This is a genomic window from Ruegeria sp. D3, from assembly GCF_056534465.1.
In genome coordinates, this window is the sequence record NZ_JBQFPK010000002.1 from 303,695 (window position 1) to 318,160 (window position 14,466).

Annotated in this window: 13 protein-coding genes; 6 read left to right on the forward strand and 7 right to left on the reverse strand. The window is 57.3% G+C overall.

Going from position 1 to position 14,466, the window contains the following annotated elements; translation table 11 throughout:
• The first annotated feature begins 24 nt into the window (after positions 1 to 24).
• On the forward strand, positions 25 to 795 hold the full coding sequence (locus ACR0DX_RS03920; RefSeq protein WP_170352845.1) for an ion channel: 771 nt from the start codon (positions 25 to 27) through the stop codon (positions 793 to 795).
• Here ACR0DX_RS03920 and cobS read toward each other — a convergent pair.
• Positions 792 to 1,556, reverse strand: coding sequence for an adenosylcobinamide-GDP ribazoletransferase (gene cobS / locus ACR0DX_RS03925; protein WP_170352846.1), 765 nt, complete (start codon positions 1,554 to 1,556; stop codon positions 792 to 794). The two genes, ACR0DX_RS03920 and cobS, sit on opposite strands and share 4 nt — an antisense overlap.
• 79 nt (positions 1,557 to 1,635) lie before the next feature.
• On the opposite strand from cobS, the gene cobT reads away from it, so the two are divergent.
• Complete coding sequence (gene cobT, locus ACR0DX_RS03930; protein ID WP_170352847.1) at positions 1,636 to 2,649, forward strand: nicotinate-nucleotide--dimethylbenzimidazole phosphoribosyltransferase; 1,014 nt, start codon at positions 1,636 to 1,638, stop codon at positions 2,647 to 2,649.
• Positions 2,650 to 2,671: 22 nt separating this feature from the next.
• On the opposite strand, the gene ACR0DX_RS03935 is transcribed toward cobT, so the two are convergent.
• Entirely contained in the window at positions 2,672 to 4,552 is a 1,881-nt protein-coding gene (locus ACR0DX_RS03935; protein ID WP_170352848.1) for a monovalent cation:proton antiporter-2 (CPA2) family protein, read from the reverse strand.
• Positions 4,553 to 4,567: 15 nt separating this feature from the next.
• On the reverse strand, positions 4,568 to 5,023 hold the full coding sequence (locus ACR0DX_RS03940; RefSeq protein WP_170352849.1) for an Lrp/AsnC family transcriptional regulator: 456 nt from the start codon (positions 5,021 to 5,023) through the stop codon (positions 4,568 to 4,570).
• 146 nt (positions 5,024 to 5,169) lie between these two features.
• On the opposite strand from ACR0DX_RS03940, the gene hppD reads away from it, so the two are divergent.
• Positions 5,170 to 6,267: a 4-hydroxyphenylpyruvate dioxygenase gene (hppD, locus tag ACR0DX_RS03945; protein WP_480845233.1), complete on the forward strand. Its 1,098-nt coding sequence runs from the start codon at positions 5,170 to 5,172 to the stop codon at positions 6,265 to 6,267.
• 48 nt (positions 6,268 to 6,315) lie between these two features.
• Here the strand turns inward: hppD and ACR0DX_RS03950 are convergent, their stop codons facing one another.
• Complete coding sequence (locus ACR0DX_RS03950; protein ID WP_480845236.1) at positions 6,316 to 8,214, reverse strand: hypothetical protein; 1,899 nt, start codon at positions 8,212 to 8,214, stop codon at positions 6,316 to 6,318.
• A 195-nt stretch (positions 8,215 to 8,409) separates the two neighbouring features.
• On the opposite strand from ACR0DX_RS03950, the gene ACR0DX_RS03955 reads away from it, so the two are divergent.
• Positions 8,410 to 9,075 carry an SIMPL domain-containing protein gene (locus ACR0DX_RS03955; RefSeq protein ID WP_480845238.1) on the forward strand — a complete coding sequence of 222 codons (666 nt, stop codon included), beginning with the start codon at positions 8,410 to 8,412 and terminating at the stop codon, positions 9,073 to 9,075.
• 3 nt (positions 9,076 to 9,078) lie between these two features.
• On the opposite strand, the gene ACR0DX_RS03960 is transcribed toward ACR0DX_RS03955, so the two are convergent.
• The 3 genes from ACR0DX_RS03960 to ACR0DX_RS03970 all read right to left on the reverse strand — a co-directional run bounded on the left by ACR0DX_RS03960 (position 9,079) and on the right by ACR0DX_RS03970 (position 12,153).
• Positions 9,079 to 9,789 (reverse strand): GNAT family N-acetyltransferase, encoded by a 711-nt coding sequence (locus ACR0DX_RS03960; protein WP_170352853.1) that lies wholly within the window; start codon positions 9,787 to 9,789, stop codon positions 9,079 to 9,081.
• Positions 9,790 to 9,792: 3 nt separating this feature from the next.
• Positions 9,793 to 11,085, reverse strand: coding sequence for an O-acetylhomoserine aminocarboxypropyltransferase/cysteine synthase family protein (locus tag ACR0DX_RS03965; RefSeq protein WP_170352854.1), 1,293 nt, complete (start codon positions 11,083 to 11,085; stop codon positions 9,793 to 9,795).
• 72 nt (positions 11,086 to 11,157) lie between these two features.
• Positions 11,158 to 12,153 (reverse strand): hypothetical protein, encoded by a 996-nt coding sequence (locus ACR0DX_RS03970; RefSeq protein WP_170352855.1) that lies wholly within the window; start codon positions 12,151 to 12,153, stop codon positions 11,158 to 11,160.
• A gap of 152 nt (positions 12,154 to 12,305) precedes the next feature.
• On the opposite strand from ACR0DX_RS03970, the gene ACR0DX_RS03975 reads away from it, so the two are divergent.
• Both ACR0DX_RS03975 and ACR0DX_RS03980 read left to right on the forward strand, forming a co-directional pair.
• Positions 12,306 to 12,938, forward strand: coding sequence for a cupin domain-containing protein (locus ACR0DX_RS03975; protein WP_170352856.1), 633 nt, complete (start codon positions 12,306 to 12,308; stop codon positions 12,936 to 12,938).
• 160 nt (positions 12,939 to 13,098) lie between these two features.
• Entirely contained in the window at positions 13,099 to 14,433 is a 1,335-nt protein-coding gene (locus ACR0DX_RS03980; protein ID WP_170352857.1) for an NAD(P)-dependent oxidoreductase, read from the forward strand.
• The last annotated feature ends 33 nt before the right edge of the window (positions 14,434 to 14,466 follow it).

The following is a 14,466-nucleotide window of genomic DNA, read 5'->3' on the forward strand; positions in this document are numbered from 1 at the left end:
TTCCGTTTTGGTAGAGGCGGATAGATGGCAAGGATAAAGAAAACTCTCAGGTATCTGTATATCGGCCACGATCCGGTGTCGGTCTGGTTCCGATATTGTCTGATCCTGTTCGACGCCGGAACTATCGTTTTCTTTATTGCCACGGCGCATATTCCTCATGGTCCCGGAATTTCAGCCGCCAGCATGATCGTGGGCTTTTTGATCCTGTTGGATTTTTCTGCCCGTCTGTGGATCGCAAAGAAACCCTGGCAGCTTTTCCTCAAGGTTTACACACTGGCGGATGTGGTAGTCATTCTGTCTTTGATGCTTGACCCCCTGATCACTGGTAATCTGGCGTTTTTGCGTATTCTCAGGGCGTTGCGCTTGATTCATTCGTATCACTTGCTGCGAGACCTGCGCCGCGACAGCTCGTTTTTCCGCACACATGAAGATGCGGTGATCGCGGCCATCAACCTTTTGGTTTTTGTGTTCGTGACCTCGACAGCTGTTTTGGTATTCTTCATCCCTGAGAACAGCCAGACAGCCTATATCGACGCGCTATATTTTACGATGGCGACGCTGACCACCACTGGTTTCGGGGACATCACATTGGCCACTCCGGGTGGTAAACTCTTTTCAGTTTTCATTATGGTGGTAGGTGTTGCGCTATTTGTGCGTCTCGCGCAGGCAATTTTCATGCCGCAGAAGGTGCGCTACAAATGCCCGAGTTGCGGCCTATTCCGTCACGACCCCGATGCAGTTCATTGCAAACACTGCGGCGAGGTGCTGCGGATTGAGACAGGTGGCTCGTCCTAAAGCAAAGTAACCAATGTCAGCAGCATAGCGATTTCAGAGATTTGCTGAGTCGCGCCCAGTACGTCGCCTGTCTGACCGCCGATCTTGGACCTTGCGACCATTGCCAGAGCCAAAACTGCCAGCGCGCTCAACAGAACGGCCGCTAAAGCGGAAATCCCGATCAGAACTGCGCAAATCCCGAACGCCAATCCGACGCCGCCTGCGACAATAGATATCTTTGGGGCGCCAACCGATTGGCTCAGCCCCGACCCTCGTGCATTCGGTAAGCTGGCCATAACAGGGGGCATCATCGCGCGCGACCAGACAGTTGCGGCCAAAATTGCCGAGAAATACTGGGCCGCGATCAGCGTCTCGATCAAGGTGACGCGTAAGAAAAGTGACAGGATCAACGCCAAAACGCCATACGTGCCAATGTGGCTGTCTTTCATGATCTCCAGCCGACGTTCGGAGGTGAAGCCGCCCCAAAACCCGTCAACTGTATCTGCCAGGCCATCCTCGTGCATGGCGCCAGTGGACAGAATTAGTGAGGTTACCACCAAAAGGGCGCTGGCCGTGGCGTTCAGCCCGATCGACATCGCAGCCCAACCGACACAGCAGGCCAAAGCGCCAAGAATAGCTCCGACGAGAGGAAAGGCCCATGCAGCGCTGGCCTGTCGCGCAAATACTTGCGAAGGCAGTTTGGGGACGGGCAAGCGCGTCAACAAGACCAAAGCCAGCGGAATATCCCACAAGGAAATGGGCACCGTGTCGTTTTTTGCCATTTCCACGCCTTTCAGGGTCTTGTTGGATGGATAGCTTCGGTTAAACACACAGGACCACTCTGATGCAACGAGGCTTTGGATGCTGCCTGAACTTAAAGACCTAAATTCCTTTCGAGATGCCCTTCTTCGTGCGCCGGGCCCTGATCAGGACGCTGTGAACGGAGCCGTAGACCGAAATGGGCAACTGACCAAGCCACCCGGCGCATTGGGGCGGCTTGAGGATCTGGCCATCTGGTATGCGGGTTGGCGCGGGGATGCGCGGCCACAGATTTCGGCACCGCAGGTGATTGTTTTCGCCGGAAACCATGGCGTAACGGCGCAGGGTGTGTCTGCGTTTCCACCGGAAGTCACCGTTCAGATGGTGATGAACTTTGAGCATGGCGGAGCGGCCATCAACCAGCTTGCCAAGTCGGCAGGCGCGACCATGGATGTACATGCGCTTGAGTTGGACCGTCCAACAGCGGATTTCACCGCGGGTCCTGCGATGTCTGAGGCCGAGGTGTTGGCCGCGCTTCGCACGGGGTGGGGCGCGGTAGACGCAGCCGCCGATCTGTTGGTGGTTGGCGAGATGGGAATTGGCAACACCACCCCGGCTGCCGCAATTGCCTGCGCCTTGTTTGGCGGTGACGCTGCGGACTGGACGGGCCGGGGCACCGGTGTAGACGACGCTGGTCTTGCGAATAAAACCCGTGTTGTGGCCGAAGGCGTTGCGCTGCATGGCGGCACGGGTGATGGGATCGAAATTCTGCGCCGTCTCGGCGGACGCGAGATCGCCGCCATGGCTGGAGCGATCGCGGCAGCGCGGGTATTGCGCATCCCGGTCATCTTGGATGGTTTCATCTGCTCGGCCGCCGCTGCGTGTTTGGCGGATGTCGCCGACGGCGCGTTGGATCATTCCGTCGCTGGACATCAAAGTGCCGAAGGTGCCCATGGCGCGGTTTTGGCAAAGCTGGGCAAACAGCCGCTGCTGAACCTTGGTTTGCGACTAGGCGAGGGATCGGGTGGCGCTCTGGCGATCAATATTCTCAAAAGCGCAATGGCCTGTCATTCTGGCATGGCAACTTTTGCCGAGGCGGGCGTGTCAGACGGTTGATCTTATGGCCTGACCCTTTGGGTCAGGCTGACTTTTTGGCGTGTTTTTCGGCCAGTTCCAACAGCTCGGTTTCGAGATCCTTTTCGAACTGTCGGGCCCGTTCGATGTATTTCTTGTTCTCGGCTGTCGGCATTCCGGGAATCCAAAGCTCGGCCAACTCGCGTACCGACATCCTGTCGTGATGATAGAAGGTCTGTTCGGCCTGCGCGGCCTCGTATTCGCTCAGGCCGATGTTTTCCAGAACATACCGACCGGCGCGCAGTGATCCGTCAAACATCTCGCGCACGATATCATTGGCGCCAGCCTGATACAGTTCATAGACATGGGTTCTGTCCCGGGCGCGGGCGATAATGTGCAAATCGGGTCGCTGACGACGTGCGAACCCAACCAGACGAGTAACTTGTTTAGGATCGTCCATCGCGGCCACCAAAACAGCAGCTTTTTCCAGGCCAGCGGCGCGCAGCAGTTCAGGACGGGTGGGGTCGCCCAGAAACCCTTTGACGCCGAACCGACGCATCAGTTGGACCGTCTCAATGTCGTGGTCCAAAACGACCGTCTTGGTTCCACTGGCCTGAACCAGCCGGTTGACGATCTGACCGAAACGGCCAATCCCGGCAATGATCACAGGGCCTTTTTCATCTATCTCATCGGGTTCGGGTGTCGGAGCGCCGTCGCTCATCCGGCGCGACAACAGGTCATAGATGATGAACAGAAGCGGCGTGATCAACATGGTCAAAGCGATGATCATCAGCAGCTTTTGTGACAAATCGGGCGGGATGACGTTCTGCTGGGTCGAAAAGGCAAGTAGAACAAACCCAAACTCGCCCGCTTGCGCCAGCCCCAGCGTGAACAGCCAATGATCGCGACCACGCAATTTGAACGCGCGGCCGACCAGAAACAGAATGATCCCTTTGACGAGGATGACTAAAAGGGCCAACCCGATCAGATCAAACGGATCATTGAAGAAGTAGGCGACGTCAATTCCGGCCCCGACGGTGATGAAGAACAGGCCAAGAAACAGACCCTTAAAGGGTTCCAGATCGCTTTCCATCTCATGCCGGAATTCCGAGCTGGCCAGTACTACCCCCGCCAGAAACGCACCGAGGGCCGGGGAAAGGCCAACCAACGTCATCAAAAAGGAAATCCCGACAACGATCATCAATGCCAATGCTGTATACATCTCGCGCAGGCGCGTGGCGTGGATAAAGCGGAATAGGGGGCGGGTCAGGTAGACTCCAGCCAGAATAACAAAGGCAATGGCACCGATAGTGACCAATGTGACGGCCCAGCCCGGCAGGCCTTCGACCAGTGACAAGCTGTGATGCGCCTTGTCGTGAAGGTCCGTTGCGGCCCTGTTTATGGAACCGTCATTCTGAATTTGCGGAATCGCCGGCAGGGCCAGCAACGGTAGCAGCGCAAGGATCGGGATCACTGCAATGTCTTGCGTCAAAAGCACCGAGAAAGTCGCGCGCCCTCCGTTCGTTTGCATCAAGCCTTTTTCGGACAAGGTTTGCAAAACGATCGCTGTTGAGGACAAAGACAAGGTCAAACCGACTGCCAGTGCTACGGACCACGGATGATTGGCGTAGATGGCAACGCCCGCGATCACTCCGGTAGACAGCAAAACCTGAAGGCCACCCAATCCCAGCAAGCGCTCGCGCATGTCCCACAAAGCGCGAGGTTCCAGTTCCAGCCCGATCAGGAACAGCATCATGACCACGCCGAACTCGGCCACATGCTGCAGGCTTTCGGTTTCGGCGCCGACCAGTCCAAACATGGGCCCTATGACGATCCCTGCAGCTAGGTATCCCAAGACCGAACCAAGCCCCAGGCGCGCCGACAGCGGCACAGCGATCACGGCGGCAGCCAGATAGATCGAAGCCTGGTAAAGGAAATCGTCCATATTATCCTCTTTGGGTCAGGTAGGCAGGGGCGCGTCGCGCTTGAGTTGGTCCATAACGATCTGGCTTTGCACACGTGCTACCGCAGGATGCGGCAGTATCACCTGATGAAGCAAGCGATTGAGGGCGGATAGATCGTCGCAATAGACATGAAGCAGGTAATCTGCCTCACCTGTCATCGTCCAAGCGCTGGTGATTTCGGGCCGGGTGTCGACCATGCGGGCAAAGCTTTCGGATTGTTCCGGACCGTGAGTGCCGAGATGGACCTGAACAAAGCCTTGTACCTGCAGCCCCAGCTTCAGCGGGTCCAGACGCGCGGCGTAGCCGGTGATGTATCCTTCAGCCTCCAGCCTTTGACGACGGCGGCCGGCTTGACTGGGCGACAGGTTCAGCATCTCACCCAGCTGATGCGCCGTCAGATGCGCATTTGTCTGAAGTGCTGATAAGAGTCGCGTATCGGTGGAATCCAGCATATGCGGACTTCTTTCGTAAAAATCTGTTTTGGTGCGGACATCACGCGTTTCCACCTAGTTTACTCGAAAACAATGCGCAGAAACAGCGCCGAATAAGGCGTATTTTGGAATCAGCAAAGAAATTCCTGTTTTCACGGAGACGCGCCATGGGACCCTTCCCGCATAACGCCCCGAAATCTGCCATCAGCAACGAAAACCCCGCCGGAACCGACGGTTTCGAATTTGTCGAATTTGCCCATCCCAACCCGCAAGAGCTGCGTGATCTTTTCACCAAGATGGGCTTTGAGTTGGTCGGTCACCATAAGACGAAGCCATCGGTGGAACTTTGGCAGCAAGGCGATGTGACGTACATCCTCAATGCGGATGCGGACAGTTTTGCAGCTAAGTTTGTTGCAGAACATGGCCCTTGTGCACCGGCGATGGGGTGGCGCGTCGTGGATGCGCAAAAAGCCTATGAACACGCGGTCAGCAAGGGCGCCGAGCCCTATGATGCTGCGGACAAAACGATGGACTTACCTGCGATCAAAGGGATCGGCGGGTCTTTGATCTATTTCATCGACCAATATTATGAGACGTCTCCCTACAACCAAGAGTTCAAGTGGACCGAACAGTCCAAGCCGCGGGGTGACGGGTTTTATTACCTCGATCACCTCACCCACAACGTCTACAAGGGAAATATGGACAAGTGGTTCAAGTTTTACGGCGATTTGTTCAACTTCCGTGAGATCCGCTTTTTCGATATTCAGGGTAAGTTCACAGGGCTTTACAGCCGCGCGCTGACATCGCCCTGTGGCCGTATTCGCATCCCGATCAACGAAGATCGCGGCGAGACCGGGCAGATCGTCTCTTATCTGAAAAAGTACAAGGGTGAAGGCATCCAGCATATCGCCGTCGGCAGCGAGGATATCTATGCGTCGACGGATGCGATTGCCGAAAAGGGTTTGAAATTCATGCCCGGTCCAAACGAAGCGTACTACCATATGTCCAAAGACCGCGTGGTCGACCACGAAGAGCCACTGGATCGGATGATGAAACACGGCATTCTGATCGATGGCGAAGGCGTTCTGCACGGCGGCGAAACGCGGATCTTGCTTCAGATTTTCTCAAAAACTGTGATCGGGCCGATATTCTTCGAGTTCATCCAGCGCAAAGGTGACGATGGATTTGGCGAGGGCAACTTTCAGGCGCTGTTCGAATCCATCGAGCGCGAGCAGATCGAAAGTGGTGAAATATCAGCGGCCTGAGCTGGTTATCTACTGCGTATATTGGGCGGCGCATCACCTGTGCTGCCTTTAACTTCTGGGCATTTTCAGCGTAACGTTCTGACCGCGTTTTTGATATCGCAATTCGCTGTCACTGATCGCGACAACGTTGCCGCCATCCAGACGATCCCCAACCTTCAGCTTTTTGTAGCGCCCGCTGGGCAACCGCACCAACGCGCGGCGGTTTGCCGGGGTGCCATACACGCCTATGAGATTCAGTTTTCGCAGGTTGATCGCGTTGTCGATCGTTGCCTGCCGTGCAACCGACGCCGATGACGGAATTTTCGGAGCCACCGCCCGCGGTTGGAAAGTGTCAGGTTCGTTGGTGCTGCGCTCTATCGCGGCGGTCGACCCAAGACTAACAGCGTTGGTGCTCGCAGGTCTGTTAACACCGGCAGGGCGCAGTTTCGGGCGTGGGACGCGAACAACTGCCAGCGCGGTTGGTGTTTCGTCTACCTGTGGGCTTTGTTGCAACGACGCCGGACGTAGCTTGGGCCGAAGAACCGCCAATTCGGCAAGAGTTCGTCCGCCAAGTTGCTGCCGTTCGAACCGTTCTATCAGATCGGATGGACGAGGGTTGGGCCGCAGCTCTGCCAGTCTGGTCGTTGGCTCTTCTTCAATTGGTTCCTGTTCGAAACGGACTGGTACTTCTGGCGGGACTTTTGACGGTCGGCCAAGGAAAACTAGAACACCGTCCGGATTCAGCGTGCCTTCTGCTGTTGCGCTCACAAGTCCGCGTTCGTCCAGATCAAACCGCGTCCCTGAGGCGCTGGGTTCTCTGGGTTGGGAGTATATGTCACCCATCGCAAACCCGGTCACCAATGGCGGAGCCACGGCATCGCGCGACAGGTCTGATCGATCGGTTGACGCTATAAATTGGGCATCAGGCGATTCCGACGCAGGACCAGACAGAGGCTCAACCGAGCCTATTTGCGCGCCAGCATGCAGCTGCTCTGGTTCGTGGGGTGTTTCAATCGGCTCGACTTCGGTGGGTGCAATCTTCAAAGCCTCAAGAATGGCGGCATCGGTCGGCGAAACCTTGGGCGCTTTGGGATCGGTGTCTTCAACTGAGGTTTCTGGTGCCGGTTCGACAGCGGTCAATTCCGTTGGCTTTTCAGCTGGTTTGGGTTCGGCTGTGATTGGGGACGATTCCGGGGTTTCTGCTTCAGACACGGCGGTTTTGGGTGGTGTCTCCTGCGTTGCTTCTTCGACAAGTGCCGTTTCCGGTAGAGTGGCATCATCATCACCCGACCCAAGGAAGGCCCACATCAAAACGGCGGCGATACCCAGGGCAGCCGCGGCGCTGATAGGTATACCGTATCCTTCAAGACGGTTTGAAAGTGACGCCTCGTGGTGCTCTGCAGCCGCCGCTGCGCGGAATTCCGTTGGCTTTTCTTCGGCCGCGATCGCGTGCACCGGAAGCGCCGAAACGGGAGTCTCTTCTGCGGGGGCCGGGTTTCTTGGTGCCAGGAATTCAGGCTCGGATGGGTAGTCCTGCTCGTCGGTGTTGGTCGTGACCTGGGTCGGAACAAAGCCGTAGTCGTTGGCGAATGCCATTGCCTCATCCAGCGTCTGCCGGGCGATCGCTGCCACATGTATCACCGCGCCGTCGGATGCGGTGTCGTATCTCAGGTCTTCAAGCGTATAGGGCGTCGCATCCGTTAACGCGGTCTGAACCAATAGGCTCTGTCCTGTGGCATCTTCATCGCCGGTTTCAAGGCTGAGGAACCGAACCTGATCGGCCGGTAGGACCAGCTTGCAATTCAGGTCATTTTCCAGCGCGAATCCTTTGTCGCGCAGTGCTTTGACCTGATCCGAAAAATCCGGGGCATCCAGCGAGACATCACCAACGCAGAACCAGTCACCATCTGAAAAGTGGTGCAAAGAAATTCCGGCAGTAGAAAAAGACAGCGCAAAAGCGGGTTTCATAATCCGGAAGAACCATAATTGTCATCGTCTAAGCAGACAGTCATTCTGTCCGCAGACTGACATTAAAGCAGGATCTTGCCGAGGGAAAGAAAAAGCCGGGTTTCCCCCTTGTTCGGCAGACCGTTGCCACCCCATGTTTATGACAAAGAGATCGGAGGGAAGACCTTGAAGAAATACGCTTTTTTAGCGGCTTTGATGGCTGCAACGGCGGCAGGGATGGCCCATGCGGAAGAACGTCGCATTACTGTCGACGCCCTTGGGACCGCTCTGGCGGTGCCCGATATGGCGACCATAACACTAGGAGTGACACATGAGGATGCCGAGGCCGCAAACGCGATGCAGGCCACGTCCGACGCGGTGTCGGCAATATTGGCGCGTCTGGAGCAGATGGGCATTGAAGCACGGGATGTCCAAACAAGGGATCTGTCGCTCTCGCCGGTTTGGTCGGGCCGAAATAACCCCAACGGCGACCGACCCGAGATTTCGGGCTTTTCGGCATCAAACCGAGTATTCGTACGGGTTCGTGACCTAACACAACTGGGTGCCGTAATGGATGCCGTCATCCAAGATGGCGCAAATGACTTCGGGGGGCTGAGCTTTGGTGTTCAGGACCCTAAACCGCTTGAGGCGCAAGCCCGCGCCAAAGCTGTGGCCGAAGCAACTGCCAAGGCAGAGCAACTGGCGCAGGCTGCCTCGCTGACTTTGGGACCTGTGCAACAAATCAACGAGCATGTCGGAGGTATCCGCCCTGCCGCGCAGATGCGCGAATTCAAAGTTGCGGATTCGGCGGGGGTTCCGGTGGCAGGCGGTGAGATTTCAGTCTCGGTCAATGTTACGATGGAATTTGCGATATCCGAATAAATACTACTCAGCCGCTCGGGCCTGCAGTGTGTGACGCTGCTGGCCCGATTGGTCGAAGTTTTCTGGCGATAGCCATGTTTCGAACGCAGTCTGGATGCGTGGCCATTCACTATCCAGAATTGAATACCACGCTGTGTCCCGGTTGCGCCCTTTATAGTGGGTTGCTTGGCGAAAAACACCCTCGAAGGTAAAGCCCAACCGCTCGGCCGCGCTGCGCGAGGGTGCGTTCAGGGCGTCGCATTTCCACTCATAGCGCCGATAGCCAAGCTCATCAAAGACGCGGCGCATCATCAGATACATGGCCTCGGTGGCCAGAGGGGTGCGCTGCAACAAGGGTGAGAAATGAATGTATCCCACCTCGATGACCCCCGCGTCGGGCTGAATGCGCAGATATGTGGCATGCCCAACCGGAGCTCCATCGCCGTCAAGCACCGTGTGAAACAACGGGTCTGCGCTGTTCTCAGCCCAAACCATCCAATCAGCGAAAGCCACTTCAGATGTTATTGGTTCTTCGGGCAGATAGGTCCAGTTTCGACCGTCCTTGTCTTCGGCAAACGCCCGGTACAGACCGGACGTATGCTGTTTCGCGTCCAAAGGCACCACTGAACAGAACCGACCCTGCATGCCCGTGCGAGCTGGCGTCGGGCGAGGAAACTCACCCGAGACCGGCATGCCCACGGGTTGGCCAAGTGCGTTCACCGTGTGCTTCGGCATGATTTAGGCAGTCGCCTTTGCCAAAGCCTGGTCCAGATCCGCGATCAGGTCATTGACGTCTTCGATCCCGATCGAAACGCGAACAACCCCCGGACCGGCCCCTGCGGCCTCTTGCTGTTCGGGTGTCAGCTGACGGTGCGTGGTCGAGGCCGAGTGGATGATCAGCGACCGCGCATCGCCAAGGTTCGCGACGTGGCTGAAGATTTCCAGCGCGTTCACAAGTTTGACGCAGGCGTCATAGCCGCCCTTTACAGAAAAGGTGAACAGGGCACCGGCACCCTTGGTGTATTGTGCCTTGACCCGGTCGTGATAGGGCGACGAGGGCAGGCCCGCATAGGTCACATAATCGACGCGGTCGTCCGCCTCGAGCCAGGCCGCGATCTTTTGTGCGTTCTCGACATGACGCTCCATCCGCAGCGACAGGGTCTCGATCCCCATCAGCGTGTAGTGGGCGGCTTGCGGGTTCATGGTCATGCCCAGATCGCGCAGACCGATGGCGATGCCGTGGAAGGTAAAGGCGAGCGGGCCAAAGGTCTCGTGGAATTTCAACCCGTGATAGGCTGGCTCGGGCTCGCTGAGCGAGGGGAACTTGTCATTCGCTGACCAGTCGAATTTGCCCGAATCCACGATGCAGCCGCCGGTGACGGTGCCGTTCCCGGTCAGGTATTTGGTGGTCGAGTGCACCACCAATGTCGCGCCCTGTTCAATGGGGCGGCACAGGTAAGGTGTTGCCGAAGTGTTGTCGACAATCAGCGGTACGCCGGCTTCGTCGGCGATGTCAGCCATCGCCCGAATATCGGTCACATAGCCGCCGGGGTTCGAAATGGATTCACAGAACACCGCACGGGTGTTGTCATCAATCGCGGCTTTTACCGCCTCGGGATCGTCCATGTCGACGAATTTGGCGGACCAGCCAAAGCGTTTGATGGTCTGGCTGAACTGAGTGACCGTGCCGCCATAAAGGCGGGTCGAGGCAATGACGTTACACCCCGGTCCCATCAGCGGGAACAGCGCCATGATCTGCGCGGCGTGACCCGAGGAACAACACACAGCCCCAACGCCGCCTTCCAGCGTGGCGACGCGTTCTTGCAGAACGGCCACGGTCGGGTTGGTCAGGCGGGAGTATATGAAGCCCACTTCTTGCAGGTTGAACAGCGCAGCGGCGTGATCGGCGTCGCGGAACACGTAAGCGGTGGTTTGGTAGATTGGCGTTTGGCGCGCACCTGTCGCCGGATCGGGACGTGCGCCCGCATGAATCTGAAGCGTGTCGAAACCGTAGCTTGGGCCGTCAGACATTCTGGAAATCTCCCGTTGATTTTTTGGTTGCAGACTCTGTAGGCGATTGACGGGCTGCGCACAACAATCCTGTCAGCGCATCCATAGGCCCTTTGCCTTGATTTTGTTACGTATAGCCTGCTCGCGTTGGGGCAGGTTGTCTCGGTCGAACATCTCGCGGATCTTGTGACCCTTTCGCTGAATGACCAGCTTTCGGATCGGCTCATACCCTTTGAGCACTTTTTTGATGCGGTTTGGCGCTACCACCGTCTCCAGCAGCTCGACCACATGGTCGCTTTCACGTGCGTAAAGCAGTGGGAACAGGCGATAGTGACAGCTCACGGTGCCATCCAACAGGCCGTGGGGCAGGGCGTCTCGCCCCCCGCCAAGGGAATGGATCACCAAGGGCAGAGCGATCTGGTCAAGCCAGGGGTCCAATGTCTGGCCGGCCAGCTCTGGGATATCTTCATCCCGGATAGTGCGCGCATAGTCACGGAACCTGTCGCCAAAGATGCGGGGGCAAGAATGGAAGAAATAGCCAGCGTTAAAGTACAAATACCGCCGCCAATAATCATGCGGTTGGCTCGTGTCGACCGAACTTTCGAAATCAAGATTGAACCTGTGATAAAGCGCCTTCCAGATACCATCATATCCGGGCCCATATAGCGTTGGGCGTGGCCATGTCCCCTCGACTTTCAGCGATGCACCGGGGTGGGCAAAGTCGAAGGGAACAGCGTGCAAATCTCCGGTGATCAGCGTGTCACTGTCGAAGAACACAAACGGCTCGCCTTCTGGCAAAGCCGACAACGCCTCAATCTTGTTCCCATGCGGGTAAGTCTGGCCAAAGACCTGATTTTCAAAAGGCAGCAGCTCGGCATCCAATTGGCGCAACGCTTTAAGGATATCTTCGTCCTGGATGCTGGGATCTTGTGACCAATGTTGGCTGGGTTGTGGAACAGCGACAAACAGGCGGCCGGCGAAATCGGGGCTGCTGTGGCGCAAAGAGGCGGCAAACAGCAATGCCTCGTATTGCAGCCGGTTATTCTGGCCAATGATGACAATATTGAATTTCGAAGGGGTGGCCTGCATCGGTCGGTGGTCGTCGCTCGTATTATCTGTTTGCGGCACAGTACGCAGGGTATGCAGACAAAACCAGATGTGAAGACGATCGCATGATGCAAAAATTGAAAACCGGCATGATGCCCCCATCTTAGGCTGAGATGTCCAGAAGGAGATACCGCATGAGGGTCAACGCAGATTTCACAAAGCGCGTCGCCGTCCACTTTGATCAGAACGAATGGGTCGCGTCCCCCGCAGCCGGGGTCGAGCGAAAAATGCTGGACCGTATCGGTGAAGAAGTTGCCCGCGCCACTACAATCGTCCGGTTTGCGCCGGGCAGCGCGTTCGCTGCGCATACCCATGATGGTGGTGAGGAGTACCTGGTTCTGGATGGAGTGTTTCAGGACGAAACAGGCGACTTTCCGGTTGGCAGCTATGTACGCAACCCGCCGACGTCCTCTCATACGCCCTCGGCCAAGGACGGCGCGACGATTCTGGTCAAGCTGCATCAGTTCGACCCTGCAGACAGAACCGAAGTGCGCCGGTCAATCGAGGGGGCGGAAAAACTTCAGCTGTTCAAGGATGACCTTGAAGATGTGCGGGTTCTCAGTTTGTCGCCGAATGAAGCGCTGGATTTGAATGCCGAAAAGGGGCTTGAGCTGTTTGTCATCGAAGGCACTGTTCGGGAATCGGATGAGGTGTTTTCCGATTGGGATTGGCTTCGCTTGCCACCCGGCACCCACTCCGTCGCCACGGCAGGAGAGGCCGGCGCGCGGGTCTGGATCAAGTCTGGGCATCTATCGCAGATGGTTTGAATTTCGCCGCTGCATCAAAAACAGGCATATTTTTCCGAAAACCGGGCCGCTGAGCCCGGTTTTTTGATTTTTTGACCATTTGGCAAATTTTACCAATTGATAAAATTTCAGACTGTGGCAAGCTGATCCCATAACAACCATATCTACAGGGAGTAGAGCGATGGCACAGGGCCAGATGGCCTCCGGCATTGTCTCCGGGCGGCTTTCCAGCGATGAGCTGACCTCGAATTTCACGGATCTGCATCCACCACTGGCCCCGCACGAGGCTGCCGTGGCTGCTGATCGGTGCTATTTCTGCTATGACGCGCCGTGCGTGGCGGCTTGTCCGACCGAGATCGATATCCCGCTGTTCATGCGGCATATTCAGGCCGGGCAGCCCGAAGCAGCGGGCGAGACCATTTTGGCGCAAAACATTCTGGGCGGTATGTGCGCCCGCGTATGCCCGACCGAGACACTGTGTGAAGAATCCTGTGTACGCGAGGCTGCCGAAGGGGCTCCGGTCGAGATTGGGCGCTTGCAGCGTTATGCGACCGATAGTGTAATGGCGGACGGGGCGCATCCGTTCGACCGTGCCGCGCCGACCGGAAAGACCGTCGCGGTGATCGGGGCAGGGCCCGCTGGGCTGGCCTGCGCGCATCGGCTGGCGATGCTGGGGCATGACGTTGTCATTCACGAAAGCAAGCCCAAGCCCGGCGGCCTGAATGAATACGGGATTGCGGCCTATAAATCGACCAACAACTTCGCGCAGGCCGAGGTAGATTGGCTGATGCAGATCGGTGGTATCACGATTGAGACGGGATCGGTCCTGGGCGACACGATCTCGCTGGATGGGTTGTCCACGAATTACGACGCGGTGTTCTTGTCGATCGGTCTGGCAGGGGTGAATGCCCTGCGCGCCGGTGGCGTCGACAAAGACGGCGTGCGCCCGGCGGTCGAGTTCATCTCGGACGTGCGGCAGGCCAGTGATCTGGCAGCACTGCCCGTGGGGCGCAACGTAGTCGTGATCGGCGGTGGCATGACCGCTGTGGACGCGGCGGTGAAGTCCAAGCTGCTTGGGGCCGAGCATGTGACCATCGCTTATCGCCGGGGCCGCGACGCCATGGGCGCCAGCCGGTACGAGCAGGACTTGGCGGCCTCGCATGGGGTCAAGATCATGACCAATGTGCAACCCGTGGCTGTGCATGGGAACGGCGCAGCGGCTGAGATTGAGCTGGAGTATACATCTAGCGAAGGTGGGCAACTGACCGGCACGGGCGAGGTAATCCGCCTGCCTGCAGATCAGGTGTTGAAAGCGATTGGTCAGACGCTGGAGGGCGCGCCCGAAGGGCTGAAACTCGACGGTAACAAGATCGCTGTCACGGGCGCGGGGCGTACCTCGATCACGGGTGTCTGGGCCGGAGGCGACTGCGCTGCCGGCGGCGAAGACCTGACCGTGACCGCTGTAGCCGAGGGCCGCGATGCGGCAATGGATATCCACGCAAATCTGACCGCGTGAAAACTGGATTTGGGATGCTGAATGGCATCAGGA